The sequence below is a fragment of the Streptomyces sp. NPDC054783 genome (genome assembly GCF_053611725.1).
Genome location: NZ_JBSHAY010000013.1, coordinates 152,199 through 172,152, shown reverse-complemented (window position 1 = coordinate 172,152; position 19,954 = coordinate 152,199). Strand labels below are relative to the sequence as shown.

Genomic DNA, 19,954 nt, shown 5'->3' with positions numbered 1-19,954 from the left:
CTGACCCTCCACTCGCGGAACGACCCCTGGATGCCGTCTTTTACGGACCCTTGAGCTTCCACCTTGTACGGGAAGAGCCCCGTGTGTCCCGAAAGCCCAACGATCGGAACCCGAAAGTGGGTACGGCGGAAGCGGAGTGCTCAGGCCCTTCCGCCGAAGTCGTCCGCGTGGTCCCGCGCCCACCGGGCGAAGGTGCGGGCCGGGGTGCCGGTGACCTTCTGCACCGTGTCGGTGATCTCCGGCGGCACGCCGACCGTCTCCTCGAAGGTGCGCAGCAGCCGCTCCAGCATGTGCGGCGGGACGTGCGGGAACAGCTCCGGGCCCGCCTCGCGGGGGTCGGTCTCCACGAACGTCAGCTGCCTGCCGACGGCCGCGCCGATCGCCGCGACCTGCTCGGCGTTGGTGGTCGCCTCGGGGCCGGTCAGCCGGTGCGCCACACCCTCGTGTCCGCCGTCGAGCAGGACCCGCTCGGCGACGGCCGCGATGTCGTCCTCGTGGATCGGCGCGGACAGCCCGTTCGCGAAGACCCCGCGGACGGTGTTCCCGGCGCGGATCTGCGGCGCCCACTGCAGGGCGTTGGTGGCGAAGGCGTTCGGGCGCAGGAAGGTCCAGTCGAGCCCGCTGTCGCGGATCTGCTGTTCCACGGTGGCGTGCATGACGTGGATGGGGTGGGTCTCGTCGGCGCCCTCCTGGATGATGCCGCTGGAGAGCAGCACGACATGCCGCACCCCGTGGGCGCGGGCCGCCTCCAGGAGTGCGGGGGAGCCGGCCTGGGCGTAGAGGTACAGGGCCGTCGCGCCGTCGAACAGGGCGGCCGGGTCGTCCGGTTGGAACCGGACCACCTCGGCGCCCTCGGGCAGGGCGGCCCGCTGCGGGTCGCGGGTGAGCGCCCGCACGGGCCGGCCCGCCGCGAGGAGTCGGTCGACGAGGGCACGGCCGACGTTGCCGGTCGCGCCGGTCACTACGATCATGGAGGGTGCCTCCCAAGGCTCGGCTGGTCGTTCCTGACAGCTCGACCCTAGGAAGGCCGTCCGGGTCGCCGCATCGTCGGCAGGGACCAGCCGCGCCCTAGGCCCACGGACCTACTCCACCGGTGCTCCCTGTGTCACCGGTTCCTCCTGCTCGCCGCGCACCCGCAGGGCGCGGGCCAGGTCGTCGAGGCGGTCGGCGAGGGTGCGGCGCAGGGCCGGCGTGGGGTCGGCGTCGCGCAGACAGGCCTCGCCGAGCCGCAGGTTCTCGGTGTCGACGGCATGGGCCGGGAAGGCCCAGCGGCCGGCCGCGACCGCTATGGCGGGTCCGCGCCGGGCTCCGACGGCGACGGCGTCCTGGTAGAAGCGCGGCACGTACTCCCGTGCCAGATCGGCCTGTTCGGGCTGCCAGAAGCCCTGGGCTGTGGCCGTGAAGAGATAGTTGGACAGGTCGTCGCCGGCGAACATCGCCTCCCAGGCCGTCCGCTTGGCCTCCGGGTCGGGCAGCGCGGCGCGGCAGCGGGCGGCGCCCTCCTGGCCGGTGGCGCTCGGGTCGCGCTCCAGCTCGGCGGCGATGGCGGCCTCGTCGGTGGCACCGAGGACGGCGAGCCGGCCGAGGATGCGCCAGCGCAGCTCGGGGTCGAGTTCCGGTCCGCCGGGCACCGTGCCGTCGGCGAGCCAGGCGGTGATGGTGTCCGGGTGGGCGGCCACGCCGATCAGGTGCCGTACGGCGATCAGGCGCAGGCCGGGGTGGTCGCCGTCCTCGGTGCGTCGCAGCAGGTCGCGGCAGAGCGCGGTGAGGGCCGACAGGGCGGCCGGGCGGTCCTCGGGCTTCAGGTACTGGTCGGCGATCTGGCCGGAGGCGAAAGCGAGGACGCCCTGGACCAGGGCGAGGTCCGTCTCGCGCGGGAGGTGGGCGCGGGCCGTCTCCAGGTAGGCGGCGGGCGCGAGTTCACCGTCGCGTACGGCGTCCCTCAGGGCGTTCCAGACGACCGCGCGGGTGAGCGGGTCGGGGAGGCGCGACAGGCCGGCGCGGACCGTCTCGAAGGACTCGGCGTCGAAGCGGACCTTGGCGTAGGTGAGGTCGCCGTCGTTGGGCACGAGCAGCGCGGGGCGCTTGCCGATGGGCTGCGGGGCGCTCTGCGGGACGTCGAGGTCGAGGCGCTCGCGCAGCACCAGCCGGCCTTCGTCGGCGACGTCGTGGTCGTACAGGCCGACGGTGAGGCGGTGCGGGCGGCTGCCCGCGCGGTCGACGGTCAGGCTGCAGGTGCCGTCGGCGGAGGTGACGCGGGGGGTGAGGGTGTCCACGCCGGTGGTGCGCAGCCAGCTGTCGGCCCAGGCGGGCACGTCGCGGTCGGTGGCGGAGGCGAGGGAGTCGATGAAGTCGGCGAGGGTGGCGTTGCCGAACCTGTGGCGGGCGAAGTGGGTGTTGATGCCGGCGAGGAAGTCCTTCTCGCCGAGCCAGGCGGCCAGTTGGCGCAGGGCGGAGGCGCCCTTGGCGTAGGAGATGCCGTCGAAGTTGAGCAGTGCGGAGGCCGTGTCGTCGACCTTCTCGGGGGCGACGGGGTGGGTGGTGGGCCGCTGGTCGGCGTCGTAGCCCCAGGCCTTGCGGGTGACGCCGAACTCGGTCCAGGGGCCGGTGAAGCGAGTGGCCTCGGCGGTGGTCTGGTAGCCCATGTACTCGGCGAAGGACTCGTTCAGCCAGATGTCGTCCCACCACTTGAGGGTGACGAGGTCGCCGAACCACATGTGGGCCATCTCGTGCGCGATGACCATGGCGCGGGTCTCCCGCTCGGCGTCGGTGACGGCGGAGCGGTAGACGAAGTCGTCGCGGAAGGTGACCAGGCCCGGGTTCTCCATGGCGCCGGCGTTGAACTCGGGGACGAACGCCTGGTCGTAGGAGTCGAAGGGGTACGGCTCCTCGAACTTTTCGTGGTAGCGGTCGAAGCACGCGCGCGTGACGTCGAGGATCTCCTCGGCGTCGGCCTCCAGGTGGGGGGCGAGGGAGCGGCGGCAGTGGATGCCGAAGGGCAGTCCGCGGTGCTCGGTGCGCACCGAGTGCCAGGGGCCGGCGGCAACGGCCACCAGGTAGGTGGAGATCAGCGGGGTGGGTGCGGCCTGCCAGACGCCGTCCGCGCGCCGCTCGGTGATGCCGTTGGCGAGCACGGTCCAGCCCTCCGGCGCCCGGACGGACACCTCGAAGACGGCCTTCAGGTCGGGCTGGTCGAAGGCGGCGAAGACGCGCTGGACGTCGTCCATGAACATCTGCGTGTAGACGTACGTCTCACCGTCGCTCGGGTCGGTGAAGCGGTGCATGCCCTCGCCGGTGCGGGAGTAGCGCATGGCCGCGTCCACGCGCAGCTCGTGCTCCCCGGCGGAGAGGTTCTTCAGCGGCAGCCGGCCGTCGTCGAGCGACTCGGGTTCCAGGGGCTCCCCGTCGAGCGTGACGGCGCGCAACTCGGCGGGCTTCAGCTCCACGAACGTGTCCCCGGCGGACCGCGCGGTGAACCGGATCACGGTGCGGGAGTCGAAGGTCTCGTCCCCGGTCGTGAGGTCCAGTTCGACCGTGTAGCGGTGGACGTCGAGGAACTGTGCTCGGAGCTGCGCTTCGTCGCGCATGAGTACGGACATGCAGGCCATGCTGCCTGATCGCACTGACAGCGCACAGGGGGTGGACGGCTTCACGACATATGTCCGACTCGTTGCCCCGGCCCTCGCCCGTGGTCCGGCTGTCTCCGTCCGTCCCTTCGCCCGTTTCTCCGCCGACTGCACCTGGCCGGACCAGGCTTGTCTCTGCGCGCTACGGACCACTCCTGCCCACTCCGGGATCGTTCCTGGCCGCTCCGGGTAGCTCCTGGACGGTGGCCCGCTCCCGGCCACCCGCGGCCGCGTGAGCACCTCCCGGCCGTTCGCGTCCGATCGCGTACAGGGTCCCCGCCCGCTCTCGACCGCGCCCGTCCGGCCCGGACGGCCCACGCCCGCTCCCGGCCGGCCGTCCCCGTACGATCCTCCACCGCACCCAGGGCCCCCGTTCTACTCCGACCCCCGACCATCCACGCCCACGCACGGCGCCGTCCATGCCCGACTGCGCCCCCGGGCCCGCCCAGGGCACCCGCCCTTCTCCGGCCCTCGGCCCCCGCACCCGCCCACGGCGACCGTCCAAGTCCCGCCCCGACCCCCCGGGCCCGCCCAGGGCGCCCGTTCTGCTCCGGCCCTCGGCCATCCACGCCCACGCACGGCGCCCGCCCTGCTCCGGACCCGATCCACGCGCCCATCCAAGACGCCCGTCCCGGCCCCGATCCCCGCTCCCGCCGCCGGCGCCTGCCCCCATTGCGACCCCCACCGCCCCCGCCGCGCCCGACCATCCGAGTCGGCTCCCTCGCCGCTGCCGGCCAGGCATCGGCCGGCACCGGCCGGGTTCAGTCGTCCGTCTCTTGTCCGTTGGCGGTGTCCTCGGCGATGCGCTCGTGGTGCCGGATGACCTCGGCGATGATGAAGTTCAGGAACTTCTCGGCGAACGCCGGGTCGAGTTTGGCGTTCTCGGCGAGGCGGCGCAGCCGCGCGATCTGGCGGGCCTCGCGGGCCGGGTCGGCGGGCGGCAGCTGATGCACCGCCTTGAGCCGGCCCACCTGCTGCGTGGCCTTGAACCGTTCGGCGAGCAGGTGGACGACGGCCGCGTCGATGTTGTCGATGCTGTCGCGCAGCCGCTCCAGTTCCTGACGGACCTCGGGGTCCACGTCACCGCTTCCGGTGTTGCTGGTGGTCATGCACGTCACCCTATGGGTTCCGCGGGCCCGTCCTCCGGGCTGTCCGGAGAGTGGATCATCGGCGGATCGTCCGGGTCCGGTACGCGGTCGCTCCAGCCGCCGGGCACGCTGCGGCCCTGCTGGGCGCGGAAGCGGACCGGGGCGAGGCCCACCCGGCGGGTGAACAACCGGGAGAAGTACGCGGGGTCGTCGTACCCGACGCGGCGGGCGACGGCGGCGACGGGCAGTTCGGTGGCCGCGAGGAGTTCCTTGGCGCGGCCGAGGCGGATCCCGAGCAGGTAGTCCTTGGGGCTGCAGCCGGCGGCCCGGCGTACGGCGCCGCGCAGCTCGGCGGGGGTCATGCCGTGCACGCGCGCGTGGTCGGCGACACTCATCGGCGTGCAGGCGTCCCGTGCGAGCGCCTGGAGCACCTGGTCGCCGTCCGGCGCGAGGTCGGCGCGGGCCCGGCGCAGCGCGACGAGGAGCTCGTGCACGGCGGCGCCCGTCTCGACCTCCAGCAGCGGGTTGCCGCGGCGGGCGGCACGGGCGATGCGGGCGACGACCGCGCGGGGCCCGGAGGCCTCGGAGAGCGGGACGACGGGCCGCTCGGGTTCGATGTAGCCGAGCTCGGTGTACGTCGCGGTGGCGGGCCCGGCGAAGTCCACGAAGCCCTCGTCCCAGCCGGTGCCGGGATCGGGCGCGTAGTGGTGGGGCACGCCGGGGGTGAGCCAGAGCAGCGCGGGCGCGGTGACGGTCGTACGGCGGCCGTCGGCGCCCCGGTACCAGCCTCGGCCCGCGCTGATCACGACGGCCACGTGGTGGTCCAGGGTGCGGGGGCCGACCGTGGGCAGGGCGCCGTACTGGAGGCCGACGCCGAGGCAGACCAGGCCGAGGCGGTGGTGGGCGGGGCCGGGGCTGAAGAACCGCATCCAGGTCTGGTACATCGGCGCTCCTCCCGGGCGTGCTCCACGGCGGACTTCCGTCCAGACGTTTTTGTCCAGACGTTTTGTCCAAGCAGCGACGATCTTCGTCCATGGTGTGGACCGCCGGAAGGGGTGAGGGTGGGGCGCATGAGCGAGTTCACGGTGGGGGAATCGGACTTCCTGCTGGACGGGCGGCCGGTACGGCTGCTGTCCGGGGCGCTGCACTACTTCCGGGTGCACGAGGGGCACTGGCGGCACCGGCTGGCGATGCTGCGGGCGATGGGCCTGAACTGCGTGGAGACGTACGTGCCCTGGAACCTGCACCGGCCGGTCCCGGGCGGGTACCGGGACGTGCAGGCGCTCGGCCGGTTCCTGGACGCGGTCCGGGAGGCCGGTCTGTGGGCGATCGTCCGGCCGGGCCCCTACATCTGTGCCGAGTGGGAGAACGGCGGGCTGCCGCCCTGGGTGACGGGCGAGCCGGGCACGCGCGTGCGCGCGCGTGACGAGCGGTATCTGGGGCGCGTGGAGCGCTGGTTCCACCGCCTGATGCCCGAGGTCGTGCCCCGGCAGATCGACCGCGGCGGCCCGGTGATCCTGGTGCAGGTGGAGAACGAGTACGGCAGCTACGGCAGCGACACCGGCTATCTGGAGCACCTGGCCGCTCTGCTGCGCGCCGAGGGGGTCACGGTCCCGCTGTTCACCTCGGACGGCCCCGAGGACCACATGCTGACCGGCGGTTCGCTGCCCGGGGTGCTCGCCACGGTGAATTTCGGCTCCCACGCGCGCGTGGCCTTCGAGACGCTGCGCCGCCACCACCCCGAGGGCCCGCTGATGTGCATGGAGTTCTGGTGCGGCTGGTTCGACCACTGGGCAGGCGGGCACGTCGTACGGGACCCGGCGGAGGCCGCCGGGGCGTTGCGGGAGATCCTGGAGTGCGGGGCGTCGGTGAACCTCTACATGGCGCACGGCGGCACGAGTTTCGGCGGCTGGGCGGGTGCCAACCGGGGCGGCGGGGAGCTGCACGAGGGCTTGCTGGAGCCGGACGTGACCTCCTACGACTACGACGCCCCGGTGGACGAGTACGGCCGCCCGACCGAGAAGTTCTGGCGCTTCCGCGAGGTGCTGGCCGCGTACCATTCGGGACCGCTGCCCGAACTGCCGCCGGTGCCCGCCCCGTTGGGCCGCCCGGCGGAGGTGACGCTGGACGCCTGGGCGCCCTTGGGAGACGTCCTGGAGTCGCTGGGCGGCGAGGAGAGAGTCGCCCCCCTGCCGCCCACGTTCGAGGAACTGCACGTCACCCGGGGCCTGGTGCGCTACGAGGTGGACGTGCCCGGCCCCCGGCGGCCGTACCCGCTGACCCTGCGCGGGCTGCGGGACCTCGCGGTGGTGTACGTCGACGGGGAGCGGGCCGGGGTGCTCACCGAGGAGGAGCCGCGGCTGAAGGAGCCCGTCGCGGGCCCCGCGCACGTGGAGGTGTGGGTGGAGTCCCTCGGGCGGGTGAACTACGGTCCGCGTTTCGGCGAGGCGAAGGGGATCACCGGCGGCATCCTGCACGAGCGGCAGTATCTGCACGGGGTACGCGCGTGTGGGCTGGATCTGTGCGCGTTCGACGACGGCGTGGACGCGGTGCGGTTCGGCGCGCTGCCTCAGGAGGGCGCTTCCGGGCTGTACCGGGGTACTGTCGCGCTCCACGGGGCCGGGGACGCCCGGCTGGAGCTGCCCGGCTGGACGCGTGGGTTCGTCTGGATCAACGGCTTCAACCTGGGCCGCTACTGGTCGGTGGGCCCCCAGCGGTCCCTGTACGTGCCCGGCCCGGTGCTGCGGGAGGGCGAGAACGAGGTGTGGGTGCTGGAGCTGCAGGAGACCGGCCCGGACCGCCCCGCGCCCCGTCTCCTTCCCGTGTGACCGGCCGCCCGCCGCGCCTACAGTGGAGAGGAGTTCCGGCGTCTTTGGGGGTGCGGGCGTGGCGAACGGCGGACCGGTCCAGCACGGCTATCCGCACCTGGAGACGGTGCGGGCCGCCGTCACGGCGCTGTACAAGAGGTTGTCGTGGACCACCGTCGAGACGTTCTCGACCAGCCTGGCCCCGGCCGACGTGGCCTTCTGCGACACCGACGACCTGCATCTGGGCGCGCAGCGGGTGGCCCGCGAGATCGTGCGGCACTTCCGGCTGCCGGACGCGCGGCTGATCGTCGGCTTCCGGGAGATGACCCACGCGGCGAACGTCGAACTGGCGGCGGGACCCGAGTACTTCGTGGAGCTGAACGACCGTTTCCGCACCCACCGCCGGGACATCGGCGCGGCACTCGCCCACGAGGTGGCGCACGTGTACCTCCACCGCCTGGACCTCTCCTTCCCCACCACGGCGGAGAACGAGATCCTCACGGACACGGTGACGACGTATCTGGGCGCGGGCTGGCTGCTGCTGGACGCCTTCCGGGAGGACGCGGTCTCCTCGCAGAAGCTCGGCTACCTCACCCCGGAGGAGTTCGGGTACGTCCTGGCCAAGCGGGCGCTGCTCTTCCACGAGGACCCCTCGGTGTGGTTCACCAGCCCGCAGGCCTACGACGCGTACGGCAAGGGGATGGCCCTGGCCCGTCGGGACGAGCAGCAGCCGCCGCTGACCGGGGCCGGCTGGGCGGGGCGCCGACGGTACGCCCACGACCGCCGGCACGCGCCCGGTGTCCAGCCGGCCGGCCCCTACGCCTTCAGCCCCGACCCCTCCGGCCGCCTCCGTGTGTCCTTCCCCTGCCCGACCTGCCACCAGCGGATCCGGATCCCGGTGAAGGGGCGGGTACGGGCGCGCTGCGGTCTGTGCCGGACGGTGCTGGAGTGCGACACCTAGGTTCACGGCACCACGCCGGGGGCTCCGCCCCCAGGTGGGCCGGTGTCAGCCGAGGTCCTCGGACACCGCCCGCCGGGGAAGCGCCGCACACAACCCCGCGCACACCACGAACGCCCCGGTCACCCACGGCATCGCAGCACCCAACGCCCCGGTCATCCCCGTGGACACCCGCCCGAAGAACACCGTGCCGACCACGGCGGCCCCCAGCGCTCCCCCGAACTGCTGAGCCGTCGAGAAGATCCCGGACGCCCCGCCGGCCAACTCCCCCGGCACCGCCGACAGCACCACGTTCACCAGCGGCACCACCAGGAACCCGAGCCCGGCCCCGGCGATCAGCAGCCCCGGCACCATCGGCCACGCCCCGGTGTGCGCGGCCGGCGCGCCGTCGACCACCGCTCCGACCCAGCCGAAGCCGCCCGCCATCAGCAGCGCCCCGGCACCGAGGACCAGCCGCCCGTACCGTACGGCGAGCCCGTCCGCGGCGGGCGCGGTGAGGAAACCGCCGGCCGAGAAGGCGACCGTGACCAGCCCGGCCTGCATCGGTGTGTACCGCTCACCGGCCTGCAGCCAGACCGCGAAGACCAGGAAGAAGCCCTGCATGCCGACGGAGAACAGCAGTTGGACGAGCACGCCCACGGAGAACGCGGGGAGCCGGAAGGCGCGGGCCGGCAGCAGCGGCACGGTGCCGGGCCGGTGGCGTCGCGCCTCGTACACGCCGAGCCCCACGACCGCCGCCACACCCGCCCCGAGGCAGATCCAGCCCCACAGCGGCCAGCCGTTCTCCCGGCCCTGCACGAGCGGCAGCACGATGGCGACCAGGCCGCCGGCCAGCAGCAGGCTGCCCAGGACGTCCGGCCGGCCCGCCGACCGTTCACGCGTGGCCGGCACCAGCAGCAGTCCGCCGACGAAGGTCGCCGCGGCCACCGGCACGTTCACCAGGAACACCGAGCGCCAGCCCCAGCCGAACAGGTCGGCGTCGGTGAGCACCCCGCCGAGCAGCAGCCCGACGGCGGAGGCGAAGCCGGCGACGGCGCCGTACATCCCGAAGGCGGCGCCGCGTTCCTTGCCCTGGAAGAGGGTGCGGAACGAGCCGATCACCTGCGGCACCAGCACGGCGGCGAGGACGCCCTGGACCGCCCGTGCGGCGATCAGCTGTCCCGGCGACTGGGCGATCCCGCAGGCCAGACTGGCCAGCCCGAAGCCGGCGGTGCCGGTGAGGAAGAGCGGGCGGCGGCCGATGCGGTCCCCGAGGTGGCCGGAGACGATCAGGGCGGCGGCGAAGCCCAGCAGATAGGCGGAGACGAGCCACTGCAGGTCGCTGGCCGAGGCGTGCAGATCCCGGCTGACCGACGGCACGGCCACGTTGACGATCGTGCCGTCCAGCAGGTCCATGAGCGCCGCGATCATCATCACGACGGCGGCCGCCCAGCGGCGCGGACGGGGTTCCGCCGTTGTGGGGGCGGGGTCGGCGAGCGTTGCGGACATGGAGGTCTCCTCGGCTACTCGGCGCAGATTTGTTTCGTTCGACCTAACGAAAGAGTTGCACCGACGCCACCACCCCCGCAAGTCGTTAGTTCGACCGAACGAAATTTTTGCTAGTCTGGGGACATGGCCCAGGCAGACGAGAAACCGGACGAGACGGCGCGCTCCGAGACGTTGCAGCAGCTCATGGACGTGGGCCGGGCCCACAGCGGGGTCACGGTCATGTTCCACTCGGCCGTCGCCGCCAAGCAGGGGCTGAACGCCACGGAGGAGAAGACGCTCGACCTCCTCCAGCGGCACGGCCCGCTCACCGCGAAGGACCTCGCCGAGCTGACCGGACTCGCGCCCGCCTCCGTCACCGGACTGCTCGACCGGCTGGAGACCAAGGACTTCGTCCGCAGGGTCAAGCACCCGACCGACAGGCGCCGGGTGCTGGTCGAACTGAACGAGGAGAAACTCGCCGAGCTGGCGGCGTTCTTCGAGGACTGGGCGCGGGACATCGTCGAGGCCTGCGAGGAGTTCAGCACGGACGAGTTGCGGACCGTCATCCGCTTCCTGTCCGTGATGAGCGAGCGCCAGCGCGCCGCCGCGGCCCGCCTGACCGGCTGAACGCAGGCGCTTCTAGGCGCGTACGGCGATCCCGTCCAGCACCATCGACAGGTACTGGCGGGCGATCTCCTCGGGGCTGTACCCGCCGCCGGGCCGGTACCACGAGGCGGCGACCCACACGGTGTCGCGCACGAACCGGTAGGTGAGGCGGACGTCGAGGTCGGCGCGGAAGACATGCTCGGCGACCCCGCGCTCCAGCGTGCCGAGCCAGGCCTTCTCGAACCGCACCTGCGACTCGGCGAGGAACGCGAACCGCTCCTGGGCGACGAGCTGCCTGCTCTCCTTCTGGTAGATCGCGACGGCCGCGCGGTGCCGGTCGATCTCCCGGAAGGACTCGGTGACCAGCGCCTGAAGCGTCTCGCGGGGCCCGAGTCCGGAGGCGAGGACGGTGTCGTAGCCGTCCCACAGCTCGTCGAGGAAGGTCCGCAGGATCTCCTCGAGCATCGACTCCTTGGAGTCGAAGTGGTAGTACAGGCTGCCCGCGAGCATCCCGGCGTGGTCGGCGATCCTGCGGACGGTGGTGGCGTTGTAGCCGTGCTCGGCGAAGACCTCGGCGGCGATGCCGAGGAGTTCACCGCGCCGGGCCGCCGCCACGGTCACCTGAGGCTTCTTCTTGGTCGGCACGACCCCATTGTTTCAAACGCTTGTTAGGGAATCCGTACGACGCCCGCGGCGCGCGCGGCGGCCAGCCACTTCCGGAACTCGCCGACGAGCCGGTCGTACAGCTCGGCGTCGGAGACGCGGCGCGGATCCTCGCCGGCGTGGAAGAACCCGGCGTTGTCCACGATCCGCTTGTCCGGCACGGCCAGCTCGTCCAGCTTCCGCAGGAACTCGAACTGCCGGCTGCCCGGGTCGCCGAAGCCGACGAACTGCCAGAACAGCGGGAGCCTCGCCGCCTTGCACAGATGGCGCTCGGCGGCGGGCTTGCTGACCGGGCCGCCGTCGGTCTGGAAGACGACCAGGGCGGGGTCGGTGGCGCCGCTGTCCAGGTAGTGGTCGATGACGGCGTCCATGGCCAGGTGATAACTGGTCCTGCCCATGTGACCGAGCCCGGCCACGATCCGCTCGACGCTGCCTTCGTGGTCGTCGAGGGCGATGCCGGTGACCGCGTCGACGTCCGTGGAGAAGAACACCACCGGCACCCGGCCGTCGTCGTCCAGGTGCGCGGACAGGCACAGCACCCGGTCGGCGAGCGCCTGCACGCTGCCGTCCGCGTAGTACGGCTTCATCGAGCCGGAGTGGTCGACCACCAGGTAGACGGCGGCGCGCAGGCCGTCCAGGCCGTGCTTGGCGAGCGAGACCCCGGCCGACCTGTAGGCGCCGACGAGCGCTGGCGCGGTCTCCGCCACCTTGCTGAGACTGATCGCGGCCATCGTCCCCCCTCGGATTTCCGGGAAGCTTATGTGATCCCTGGCCCCTGTTGTCGCTCCCGTCACACCAGTTCGCTATTTTGTTCGCCGCCGTCCCCACCGGCTCATCCCGTCCCGACCTTCCTCCAAGGAGCCGGCCGTGACCGCCGAGTCCGCCGTCACCACCTGCTTTCGTCATCCCAAGGTGGAGTCCCACGTCCGCTGCACCCGTTGCGACCGCTACATCTGCCCGGACTGCATGCGCGAGGCGGCCGTCGGGCACCAGTGCGTGGAGTGCGTGAAGGAGGGTGCCCGGACGGTCCGGCAGGCGCGCACGGCGTTCGGCGGCCGGATCAGTGCGATACCGCTGGTGACGTACGTCCTCATCGGGCTCAACGTGCTCGCCTACCTGGCCGAGCTGGCCCGGCCGTCGGTCGAGGACCGCTTCGCCATGCTCGGCACGGTGCCGGCGGGCTATCTCCCGCAGGGCGTCGCGCACGGCGAGTGGTACCGGCTGCTGACCGGCGCCTTCCTGCATCTGACGCCCGGCGAGGGCACGTTCGGCATCACGCACGTCCTGTTCAACATGCTCGCGCTGTGGAACATCGGCCGGGTGGTCGAGGCACAGCTGGGCCGGGTCCGCTGTCTCGCGTTGTATCTGCTGTCCGCGCTGGGCGGCTCGGTGCTGGTGCTGCTGCTCGCCCCCACGGAGTTCACGGTCGGCGCGTCCGGCGCGATCTTCGGCCTGGGGGCGGCGTACTACGTGATGGGCCGTCGCCTCGGCCACGACATGCGGGCGGTCAACCAGTACATGGGCGGGCTGCTGGCATGGCTGGTGATCTCCGCGTGGCTGACCTCCTGGCAGGCCCACCTCGGCGGCCTGCTCACGGGCGGAGTGGTGACGCTGGCCTACGCGTACGCGCCCCGCGACGGCCGGCGCACGCTGGTCCAGGCGGGGGTGTGCGTGGCCGTCCTGGCGCTGCTGCTGGTGCTCACCTGGATGAAGGTGACATCGCTGACGGCCTGAGCAGGCGCGGGAAAACCAGGTGTCCGGCCCGTGGAGCCGACCGTACGCTTCCGGCCATGCCTGAGCATCCGTGGTTCGTCATCGAACCGGAAGACGTCGAGGAGTTCGAGTACACCGACGACGAGCGCGCCTTCGCGGCCGCCCTGCGCGAGCGGACCGCCGGTTGGGCCGAGCCCCACGTCGGCGGCGAGCTCCTGCGGCCGGACGCCTGGGACTCGCTGGTCGCCTGCCTGAGCTTCAGTGACCCTCGGGCCCCGCGCCACCTCGTCGACATCGGCGTGCACCTCTACGGCGACCGGGTCCGCGGAGACCGTCTGCACAACCAGCTGTTCGCACTGACCGACCGCCCGTCGAACTGGGCGCTGGAGGCCACCGGCACGGTCGAGGAGCTGGCCGACCGGTCGGCCGGGTGGTTCCGTACGGTCCTGGACAAGCCCGTGGTGCTGTACGTCTGGCTGAACGACGACCGGTACGCCTACGCGGCACGCTTCGCCTTCGCCGACGACGACCGGACGATCAGCCAGCTGTACCGCAGGGACCTCGCTCCGGCGGGGCAGGCGGAGGAACTGGTCGCGGCCGGCCATGTGCACGGCCGGGGCTGGATCCAGACCGCCGGGCTGCCCGTACCCACGCTCTACCAGCACATCCGCGGTGATCTGGGCAGGGCCGTCCTGCCCTCCGGGGTGCGGGCCGTCACCGAGCGCGGGCCGCTCGCGGGCGTCTGGTACGAGTAGCGCCCACAGCCGGACATGCAACGACGCCTGCCCGGCGTCCGGTCGGGGACAGTTGGGCAGGCGCCGTCGGTGTTCCGTACGCCGTTGTACGGGACGCTTTTCGGGGTGCCGTCAGACCGCCAGGGCGCGGTCGGTCGGGCGGATCGGGGCCGGCAGGTCGCTGGCACCGGTCAGGAACCGGTCGACACCACGGGCGGCCGAGCGGCCCTCCGCGATCGCCCACACGATGAGGGACTGGCCGCGGCCGGCGTCACCGGCGACGAACACACCCGGCACGTTGGTCTGGAAGTCGGCGTCGCGGGCGATGCTACCGCGTTCGTCGAGGTCCAGGCCGAACTGCTCCACCAGGCCGTTCTCCCGGTCGGTGCCGGTGAAGCCCATGGCGAGGGTGACCAGCTGGGCGGGGATCTTGCGCTCGGTGCCCGGCTTGGAGGTCAGCTTGCCGTCCACGAACTGAACCTCGGCGAGGTGCAGCCACTGCACGTTGCCGTCCTCGTCGCCCTCGAAGTGGGTGGTGGAGGCGGAGTAGATCCGCTCGCCGCCCTCCTCGTGGGCCGAGGTGACCTTGTACAGGATCGGGAAGGTCGGCCAGGGCTGGTTGGTCGGGTGCCGCTCGTCGTTCGGGCGGGGCATGATCTCCAGCTGGGTGACGGAGGCCGCGCCCTGCCGGTGGGCGGTGCCCACGCAGTCCGCGCCGGTGTCACCGCCGCCGATGACGACGACGTGCTTGCCCTCGGCCGAGATCGGCGCGGTGACGTAGTCGCCCTCCTGCACCTTGTTCGCCAGGGGCAGGTACTCCATCGCCTGGTGGATGCCCTTGAGCTCGCGTCCGGGGACCGGCAGGTCACGGGCGGTGGTGGCGCCGGCGGCGATGACGATCGAGTCGTAGCGCTTCTTCAGGTCGCGGGCGTTGATGTCGCGGCCGATCTCGACGCCGGTACGGAAGCGGGTGCCCTCCGCTCGCATCTGCTCGATACGGCGGTTGATGTGCCGCTTCTCCATTTTGAACTCGGGGATGCCGTACCGGAGGAGGCCTCCGATGCGGTCCGCGCGCTCGTAGACGGCGACCGTGTGACCGGCCCGGGTCAGCTGCTGGGCGGCGGCGAGACCCGCCGGGCCCGAGCCGATGACCGCGACCGTCTTGCCGGACAGGCGCTCGGGGATCTGCGGGGCGACGTCCCCGGTCTCCCACGCCTTGTCGATGATCGAGACCTCGACGTTCTTGATGGTGACCGGCGGCTGGTTGATGCCGAGCACGCACGCCGACTCGCAGGGGGCCGGGCAGAGGCGACCGGTGAACTCCGGGAAGTTGTTGGTCGCGTGCAGCCGCTCCTGGGCGGCGGCCCAGTCCTCGCGGTAGGCGTAGTCGTTCCACTCGGGGATCAGGTTCCCCAGCGGACAGCCGTTGTGGCAGAACGGGATGCCGCAGTCCATGCACCGGCTGGCCTGCTTGCTGATGATCGGCAGCAGGGAGCCGGGGACGTAGACCTCGTTCCAGTCCTTGACCCGCTCACCGACGGGGCGGGTCTTGGCGACCTCACGGCCGTGGTTCAGGAAGCCCTTCGGGTCAGCCATTGATCGCCGCCTCCATCATCTTCTCGGTGATCTCGGTCTCGGACAGACCGGCTCGCTCGGCGGCGTCCTTGGCGGCGAGCACTGCCTTGTACGTGCTGGGGATGATCTTGCTGAACCGTGCCGCGGCCCGGTCCCAGTCGGCGAGCAGCTTCTCGGCGACCGTGGAGCCGGTCTCCTCGGCGTGGCGGCGCACCACGTCGTGCAGCCACTGCTCGTCCGACTCGTCGAGCGCCTCGACCGACCCGGCGTTGCCGGCGTTGACGTTGTCGCGGTCGAGGTCGATGACGTAGGCGATGCCGCCGGACATGCCCGCCGCGAAGTTGCGGCCGGTCGGGCCGAGGACCACCGCGCGACCGCCGGTCATGTACTCGCAGCCGTGGTCGCCCACGCCCTCGGAGACGACCAGCGCGCCGGAGTTGCGGACGCAGAACCGCTCACCGCTACGGCCGCGCAGGAACAGCTCGCCGCCGGTGGCGCCGTAGGCGATGGTGTTGCCCGCGATGGTCGAGTACTCGGCGAGGTGGTCGGCGGCCCGGTCGGGACGCACGATCACCCGGCCGCCGGACAGGCCCTTGCCGACGTAGTCGTTGGCGTCGCCCTCCAGGCGCAGCGTGACACCGCGCGGCAGGAACGCGCCGAAGGACTGGCCGGCGGAGCCGGTGAAGGTGATGTCGATGGTGTCGTCGGGCAGGCCCGCACCGCCGAACTTCTTCGTCACCTCGTGGCCGAGCATGGTGCCGACCGTGCGGTTGATGTTGCGGATGGCGACCTGGGCGCGCACCGGCTGGGCCTCGGTCGCGTCGTTCGCGGCCAGGGCGTCGGCGGCGAGCTTGATCAGCTCGTTGTCCAGCGCCTTCTCCAGGCCGTGGTCCTGCTCGATCAGCCGGTGGCGCACCGCGCCCTCGGGCAGGTCGGGCACGTGGAACAGCGGCTCCAGGTCCAGGCCCTGCGCCTTCCAGTGGTCCACCGCGCGCTCGACGTCCAGCGCCTCGGCGTGGCCGACGGCCTCCTCGATGGAGCGGAAGCCCAGCTCGGCCAGCAGCTCGCGGACCTCCTCGGCGATGAACTGGAAGAAGTTCACCACGTACTCGGCCTTGCCGACGAAGCGCTCGCGCAGGACCGGGTTCTGGGTGGCGATGCCGACCGGGCAGGTGTCCAGGTGGCAGACGCGCATCATCACGCAGCCGGAGACGACGAGCGGCGCGGTCGCGAAACCGAACTCCTCGGCGCCGAGCAGCGCGGCGATGACCACGTCGCGGCCGGTCTTCAGCTGGCCGTCGGTCTGCACGACGATGCGGTCGCGCAGGCCGTTGAGCAGCAGGGTCTGCTGGGTCTCGGCGAGACCGAGCTCCCAGGGACCACCGGCGTGCTTCAGGGAGGTCAGCGGGGAGGCACCCGTACCGCCGTCGTGACCGGAGATCAGGACCACGTCCGCGTGCGCCTTGGAGACACCCGCGGCGACCGTGCCGACGCCGACCTCGGAGACCAGCTTGACGTGAATCCGCGCCTGCGGGTTCGCGTTCTTGAGGTCGTGGATCAGCTGGGCCAGGTCCTCGATGGAGTAGATGTCGTGGTGCGGCGGCGGGGAGATCAGGCCGACACCGGGGGTGCTGTGCCGGGTCTTGGCGACCCACGGGTAGACCTTGTGGCCGGGCAGCTGGCCGCCCTCGCCGGGCTTGGCGCCCTGGGCCATCTTGATCTGGATGTCGTCCGCGTTGACCAGGTACTCGGAGGTGACACCGAAGCGGCCGGAGGCGACCTGCTTGATCGCCGAGCGGCGCGCCGGGTCGTACAGGCGCTCCGGGTCCTCGCCGCCCTCACCGGTGTTGGACTTGCCGCCCAGCTGGTTCATGGCGATGGCGAGGGTCTCGTGCGCCTCCTTGGAGATGGAGCCGTACGACATGGCGCCCGTCGAGAACCGCTTGACGATCTCGCTCACCGGCTCGACCTCGTCGATGGAGATCGGGGGACGGGTCGACGGGTCCGTCTTGAAGCCGAACAGGCCGCGCAGCGTCATCAGGCGCTCGGACTGCTCGTTCACGCGGGACGTGTACTTCTTGAAGATGTCGTACCGGCCCGAGCGGGTGGAGTGCTGCAGGCGGAAGACCGTCTCCGGGTCGAACAGGTGCGGCTCGCCCTCGCGGCGCCACTGGTACTCGCCGCCGATCTCCAGCGCGCGGTGCGCCGGGGCGATGCCGGAGGCCGGGTAGGCCTTGGCGTGGCGGGCGGCGACCTCCCGGGCGATGACGTCGATGCCGACGCCGCCGATCTTGGTGGCGGTGCCGTTGAAGTACTTCTCGACGAAGGCCTCGTCCAGGCCGACGGCCTCGAAGACCTGGGCCCCGCGGTAGGAGGCGACGGTGGAGATGCCCATCTTCGACATGACCTTCAGGACGCCCTTGCCGAGGGCGTAGATCAGGTTCTTGATGGCCTTCTCCGGCTCCAGGCCGTTCAGGAAGGTGCCGGCGCGCAGCAGGTCCTCGACCGACTCCATCGCCAGGTACGGGTTGACGGCGGCGGCGCCGTAGCCGATGAGCAGGGCGACGTGGTGGACCTCGCGGACGTCACCGGCCTCGACCAGCAGGCCCACGTGGGTGCGCTGCTTGGTGCGGATGAGGTGGTGGTGGACGGCCGCGGTGAGCAGCAGCGACGGGATCGGCGCGTGCTCGGCGTCCGAGTGGCGGTCCGACAGGACGATCAGGCGGGCGCCGTTGTCGATGGCGGCGTCGGCCTCGGCACAGATCTCCGCGATGCGCGCGGCGAGGGCGTCACCGCCGCCGGAGACCCGGTACAGGCCGGACAGGGTCGCGGCCTTGAAGCCGGGCATGTCGCCGTCGGCGTTGATGTGGATGAGCTTGGCCAGCTCGTCGTTGTCGATCACCGGGAAGGGCAGGACGACGGACCGGCAGGAGGCGGCGGTCGGCTCGAGCAGGTTGCCCTGCGGGCCCAGCGACGAGCGCAGGGAGGTGACCAGCTCCTCGCGGATCGCGTCCAGCGGCGGGTTGGTGACCTGCGCGAACAGCTGGGTGAAGTAGTCGAAGAGCAGCCGCGGACGCTCGGACAGGGCCGCGATCGGCGAGTCGGTGCCCATGGAACCGATCGGCTCTGCGCCGGCGCGGGCCATCGGCGCCAGGATGACGCGCAGTTCCTCCTCGGTGTAGCCGAAGGTCTGCTGGCGGCGGGTGACCGAGGCGTGGGTGTGGACGATGTGCTCGCGCTCGGGCAGGTCGCCCAGCTCGATCTCGCCGGCCTCCAGCCACTCGGCGTACGGCATCTCGGTGGCGAGGGCCGCCTTGATCTCGTCGTCCTCGATGATGCGGTGCTCGGCGGTGTCGACGAGGAACATCTTGCCGGGCTGCAGCCGGCCCTTGCGGACGACCCTGGCCGGGTCGATGTCGAGGACGCCGACCTCGGAGCCGAGGACGACGAGGCCGTCGTCGGTGACCCAGTAGCGGCCGGGGCGCAGGCCGTTGCGGTCGAGCACGGCGCCGACCTGGGTGCCGTCGGTGAAGGTGACGCAGGCGGGGCCGTCCCAGGGCTCCATCATCGTGGAGTGGAAGCCGTAGAAGGCGCGCCGGGCCGGGTCCATGGAGTCGTGGTTCTCCCACGCCTCCGGGATCATCATCAGCACGGAGTGCGGCAGCGAGCGGCCGCCCAGGTGCAGCAGCTCCAGCACCTCGTCGAAGGAGGCGGAGTCGGAGGCGTCCGGCGTACAGACCGGGAAGACGCGGTCCAGCTTCTGCTCGCCGAACAGGTCCGAGACCAGCTGCGACTCGCGGGCGCGCATCCAGTTGCGGTTGCCCTTGACGGTGTTGATCTCACCGTTGTGGGCGACGAACCGGTACGGGTGGGCGAGCGGCCACGACGGGAAGGTGTTCGTGGAGAACCGGGAGTGCACGAGCGCGATCGCGGAGGCGAAGCGGCGGTCGGACAGGTCCGGGAAGAAGGGCTCGAGCTGGCCGGTGGTCAGCATGCCCTTGTACACGATCGTGCGCGCGGAGAGCGACGGGAAGTAGACACCGGCCTCGCGCTCGGCGCGCTTGCGCAGCACGAACGCCTTGCGGTCCAGCGCGATGCCCTCGCTGGCGCCGTCGGCGACGAAGATCTGCTTGAAGACCGGCATGGTGGAGCGGGCGGTGGCGCCGAGCAGCTCGGGCGCGACCGGGACCTCGCGCCAGCCGAGGACGGTGAGGCCCTCCTCGCCGGCGATCGTCTCGATCTTCGAGACGGCGTCCGCGGTCGCCTCCTCCGGCAGGAAGGCGATGCCCACCGCGTAGGAGCCCGCCGCGGGAAGGTCGAATCCGGCCACCTCACGGAAGAAGGCGTCGGGTACCTGGGAGAGGATGCCGGCGCCGTCGCCCGAGTCGGGTTCGGAGCCGGTGGCGCCGCGGTGCTCCAGGTTGCGCAGGACGGTGAGTGCCTGCTCGACCAGCGTGTGGGACGCCTCGCCGGTGAGGGTGGCGACGAAACCGACACCACAGGCGTCGTGTTCGTTGCGGGGGTCGTACATACCCTGCGCAGCAGGGCGAGCATCCATGAAGGACCAGTTCTGGCCATTCGCGGAGTGCTGGGACGGCTGGCGCGGCGTACGCATCGGCTCTCCCGTCGTCGTCATGAGGCATGTGGCAGGTGCCGAGGGACGACGTTGGCCCTCTGCGTGATCTCAAAATTTCGTGCAGGTTACATGATGGAGCGG

14 protein-coding genes are annotated in these 19,954 nt (G+C 71.8%); 5 read left to right on the top strand and 9 right to left on the bottom strand.

The window, feature by feature from the left end; translation table 11 throughout:
- Nucleotides 1–140: 140 nt before the first annotated feature.
- From ACWGJ5_RS23550 to ACWGJ5_RS23535, 4 genes are all read right to left on the bottom strand, one after another.
- Nucleotides 141–971 (bottom strand): NAD(P)H-binding protein, encoded by an 831-nt coding sequence (locus ACWGJ5_RS23550; protein WP_453311642.1) that lies wholly within the window; start codon nucleotides 969–971, stop codon nucleotides 141–143.
- A 111-nt stretch (nucleotides 972–1,082) separates the two neighbouring features.
- Nucleotides 1,083–3,599 carry an aminopeptidase N gene (gene pepN / locus ACWGJ5_RS23545; protein ID WP_453311641.1) on the bottom strand — a complete coding sequence of 839 codons (2,517 nt, stop codon included), beginning with the start codon at nucleotides 3,597–3,599 and terminating at the stop codon, nucleotides 1,083–1,085.
- 788 nt (nucleotides 3,600–4,387) lie between these two features.
- Entirely contained in the window at nucleotides 4,388–4,735 is a 348-nt protein-coding gene (locus ACWGJ5_RS23540; protein WP_453311640.1) for a chorismate mutase, read from the bottom strand.
- Nucleotides 4,736–4,740: 5 nt separating this feature from the next.
- Nucleotides 4,741–5,658 carry a helix-turn-helix domain-containing protein gene (locus ACWGJ5_RS23535; protein ID WP_453311639.1) on the bottom strand — a complete coding sequence of 306 codons (918 nt, stop codon included), beginning with the start codon at nucleotides 5,656–5,658 and terminating at the stop codon, nucleotides 4,741–4,743.
- Between the two features lie 126 nt (nucleotides 5,659–5,784).
- On the opposite strand from ACWGJ5_RS23535, the gene ACWGJ5_RS23530 reads away from it, so the two are divergent.
- Nucleotides 5,785–7,542, top strand: a complete 1,758-nt coding sequence (locus ACWGJ5_RS23530; protein ID WP_453311638.1) for a glycoside hydrolase family 35 protein — start codon at nucleotides 5,785–5,787, stop codon at nucleotides 7,540–7,542.
- A 58-nt stretch (nucleotides 7,543–7,600) separates the two neighbouring features.
- Nucleotides 7,601–8,482, top strand: a complete 882-nt coding sequence (locus tag ACWGJ5_RS23525; protein ID WP_453311637.1) for a hypothetical protein — start codon at nucleotides 7,601–7,603, stop codon at nucleotides 8,480–8,482.
- A gap of 45 nt (nucleotides 8,483–8,527) precedes the next feature.
- Here ACWGJ5_RS23525 and ACWGJ5_RS23520 read toward each other — a convergent pair whose 3' ends face one another.
- Nucleotides 8,528–9,967, bottom strand: a complete 1,440-nt coding sequence (locus ACWGJ5_RS23520) for an MFS transporter (protein WP_453311636.1) — start codon at nucleotides 9,965–9,967, stop codon at nucleotides 8,528–8,530.
- A 123-nt stretch (nucleotides 9,968–10,090) separates the two neighbouring features.
- On the opposite strand from ACWGJ5_RS23520, the gene ACWGJ5_RS23515 reads away from it, so the two are divergent.
- Nucleotides 10,091–10,573 carry a MarR family winged helix-turn-helix transcriptional regulator gene (locus tag ACWGJ5_RS23515; RefSeq protein ID WP_453311635.1) on the top strand — a complete coding sequence of 161 codons (483 nt, stop codon included), beginning with the start codon at nucleotides 10,091–10,093 and terminating at the stop codon, nucleotides 10,571–10,573.
- 12 nt (nucleotides 10,574–10,585) lie between these two features.
- Here ACWGJ5_RS23515 and ACWGJ5_RS23510 read toward each other — a convergent pair whose 3' ends face one another.
- Both ACWGJ5_RS23510 and ACWGJ5_RS23505 read right to left on the bottom strand, forming a co-directional pair.
- A complete protein-coding gene (locus tag ACWGJ5_RS23510; RefSeq protein WP_453311634.1) occupies nucleotides 10,586–11,197 on the bottom strand; it encodes a TetR/AcrR family transcriptional regulator in 612 nt (203 codons plus the stop codon).
- 23 nt (nucleotides 11,198–11,220) lie between these two features.
- Complete coding sequence (locus ACWGJ5_RS23505) at nucleotides 11,221–11,946, bottom strand: VWA domain-containing protein (RefSeq protein ID WP_453311633.1); 726 nt, start codon at nucleotides 11,944–11,946, stop codon at nucleotides 11,221–11,223.
- Nucleotides 11,947–12,082: 136 nt separating this feature from the next.
- Here ACWGJ5_RS23505 and ACWGJ5_RS23500 point away from each other — a divergent pair, with 136 nt between their 5' ends.
- Both ACWGJ5_RS23500 and ACWGJ5_RS23495 read left to right on the top strand, forming a co-directional pair.
- Complete coding sequence (locus ACWGJ5_RS23500; RefSeq protein ID WP_453311632.1) at nucleotides 12,083–12,949, top strand: rhomboid family intramembrane serine protease; 867 nt, start codon at nucleotides 12,083–12,085, stop codon at nucleotides 12,947–12,949.
- Between the two features lie 56 nt (nucleotides 12,950–13,005).
- Nucleotides 13,006–13,683, top strand: a complete 678-nt coding sequence (locus ACWGJ5_RS23495; RefSeq protein ID WP_453311631.1) for a hypothetical protein — start codon at nucleotides 13,006–13,008, stop codon at nucleotides 13,681–13,683.
- Nucleotides 13,684–13,794: 111 nt separating this feature from the next.
- Here the strand turns inward: ACWGJ5_RS23495 and ACWGJ5_RS23490 are convergent, their stop codons facing one another.
- Together ACWGJ5_RS23490 and gltB are read right to left on the bottom strand one after the other, a co-directional pair.
- Nucleotides 13,795–15,258 (bottom strand): glutamate synthase subunit beta, encoded by a 1,464-nt coding sequence (locus tag ACWGJ5_RS23490; protein ID WP_453311630.1) that lies wholly within the window; start codon nucleotides 15,256–15,258, stop codon nucleotides 13,795–13,797.
- Entirely contained in the window at nucleotides 15,251–19,768 is a 4,518-nt protein-coding gene (gene gltB / locus ACWGJ5_RS23485) for a glutamate synthase large subunit (protein ID WP_453311702.1), read from the bottom strand. Before gltB ends, ACWGJ5_RS23490 begins: the two co-directional genes overlap by 8 nt.
- Nucleotides 19,769–19,954: the final 186 nt, after the last annotated feature.

Excerpts from the sequence above, each read along its gene's own strand:
- ACWGJ5_RS23550 (WP_453311642.1), bottom strand. The coding sequence starts at position 971 with ATGATCGTAGTGACCGGCGCGACCGGCAACGTCGGCCGTGCCCTCGTC.
- pepN (WP_453311641.1), bottom strand. The coding sequence starts at position 3,599 with ATGTCCGTACTCATGCGCGACGAAGCGCAGCTCCGAGCACAGTTCCTC.
- ACWGJ5_RS23540 (WP_453311640.1), bottom strand. The coding sequence starts at position 4,735 with ATGACCACCAGCAACACCGGAAGCGGTGACGTGGACCCCGAGGTCCGT.
- ACWGJ5_RS23535 (WP_453311639.1), bottom strand. The coding sequence starts at position 5,658 with ATGTACCAGACCTGGATGCGGTTCTTCAGCCCCGGCCCCGCCCACCAC.
- ACWGJ5_RS23530 (WP_453311638.1), top strand. The coding sequence starts at position 5,785 with ATGAGCGAGTTCACGGTGGGGGAATCGGACTTCCTGCTGGACGGGCGG.
- ACWGJ5_RS23520 (WP_453311636.1), bottom strand. The coding sequence starts at position 9,967 with ATGTCCGCAACGCTCGCCGACCCCGCCCCCACAACGGCGGAACCCCGT.
- ACWGJ5_RS23515 (WP_453311635.1), top strand. The coding sequence starts at position 10,091 with ATGGCCCAGGCAGACGAGAAACCGGACGAGACGGCGCGCTCCGAGACG.
- ACWGJ5_RS23505 (WP_453311633.1), bottom strand. The coding sequence starts at position 11,946 with ATGGCCGCGATCAGTCTCAGCAAGGTGGCGGAGACCGCGCCAGCGCTC.
- ACWGJ5_RS23495 (WP_453311631.1), top strand. The coding sequence starts at position 13,006 with ATGCCTGAGCATCCGTGGTTCGTCATCGAACCGGAAGACGTCGAGGAG.
- ACWGJ5_RS23490 (WP_453311630.1), bottom strand. The coding sequence starts at position 15,258 with ATGGCTGACCCGAAGGGCTTCCTGAACCACGGCCGTGAGGTCGCCAAG.
- gltB (WP_453311702.1), bottom strand. The coding sequence starts at position 19,768 with ATGTACGACCCCCGCAACGAACACGACGCCTGTGGTGTCGGTTTCGTC.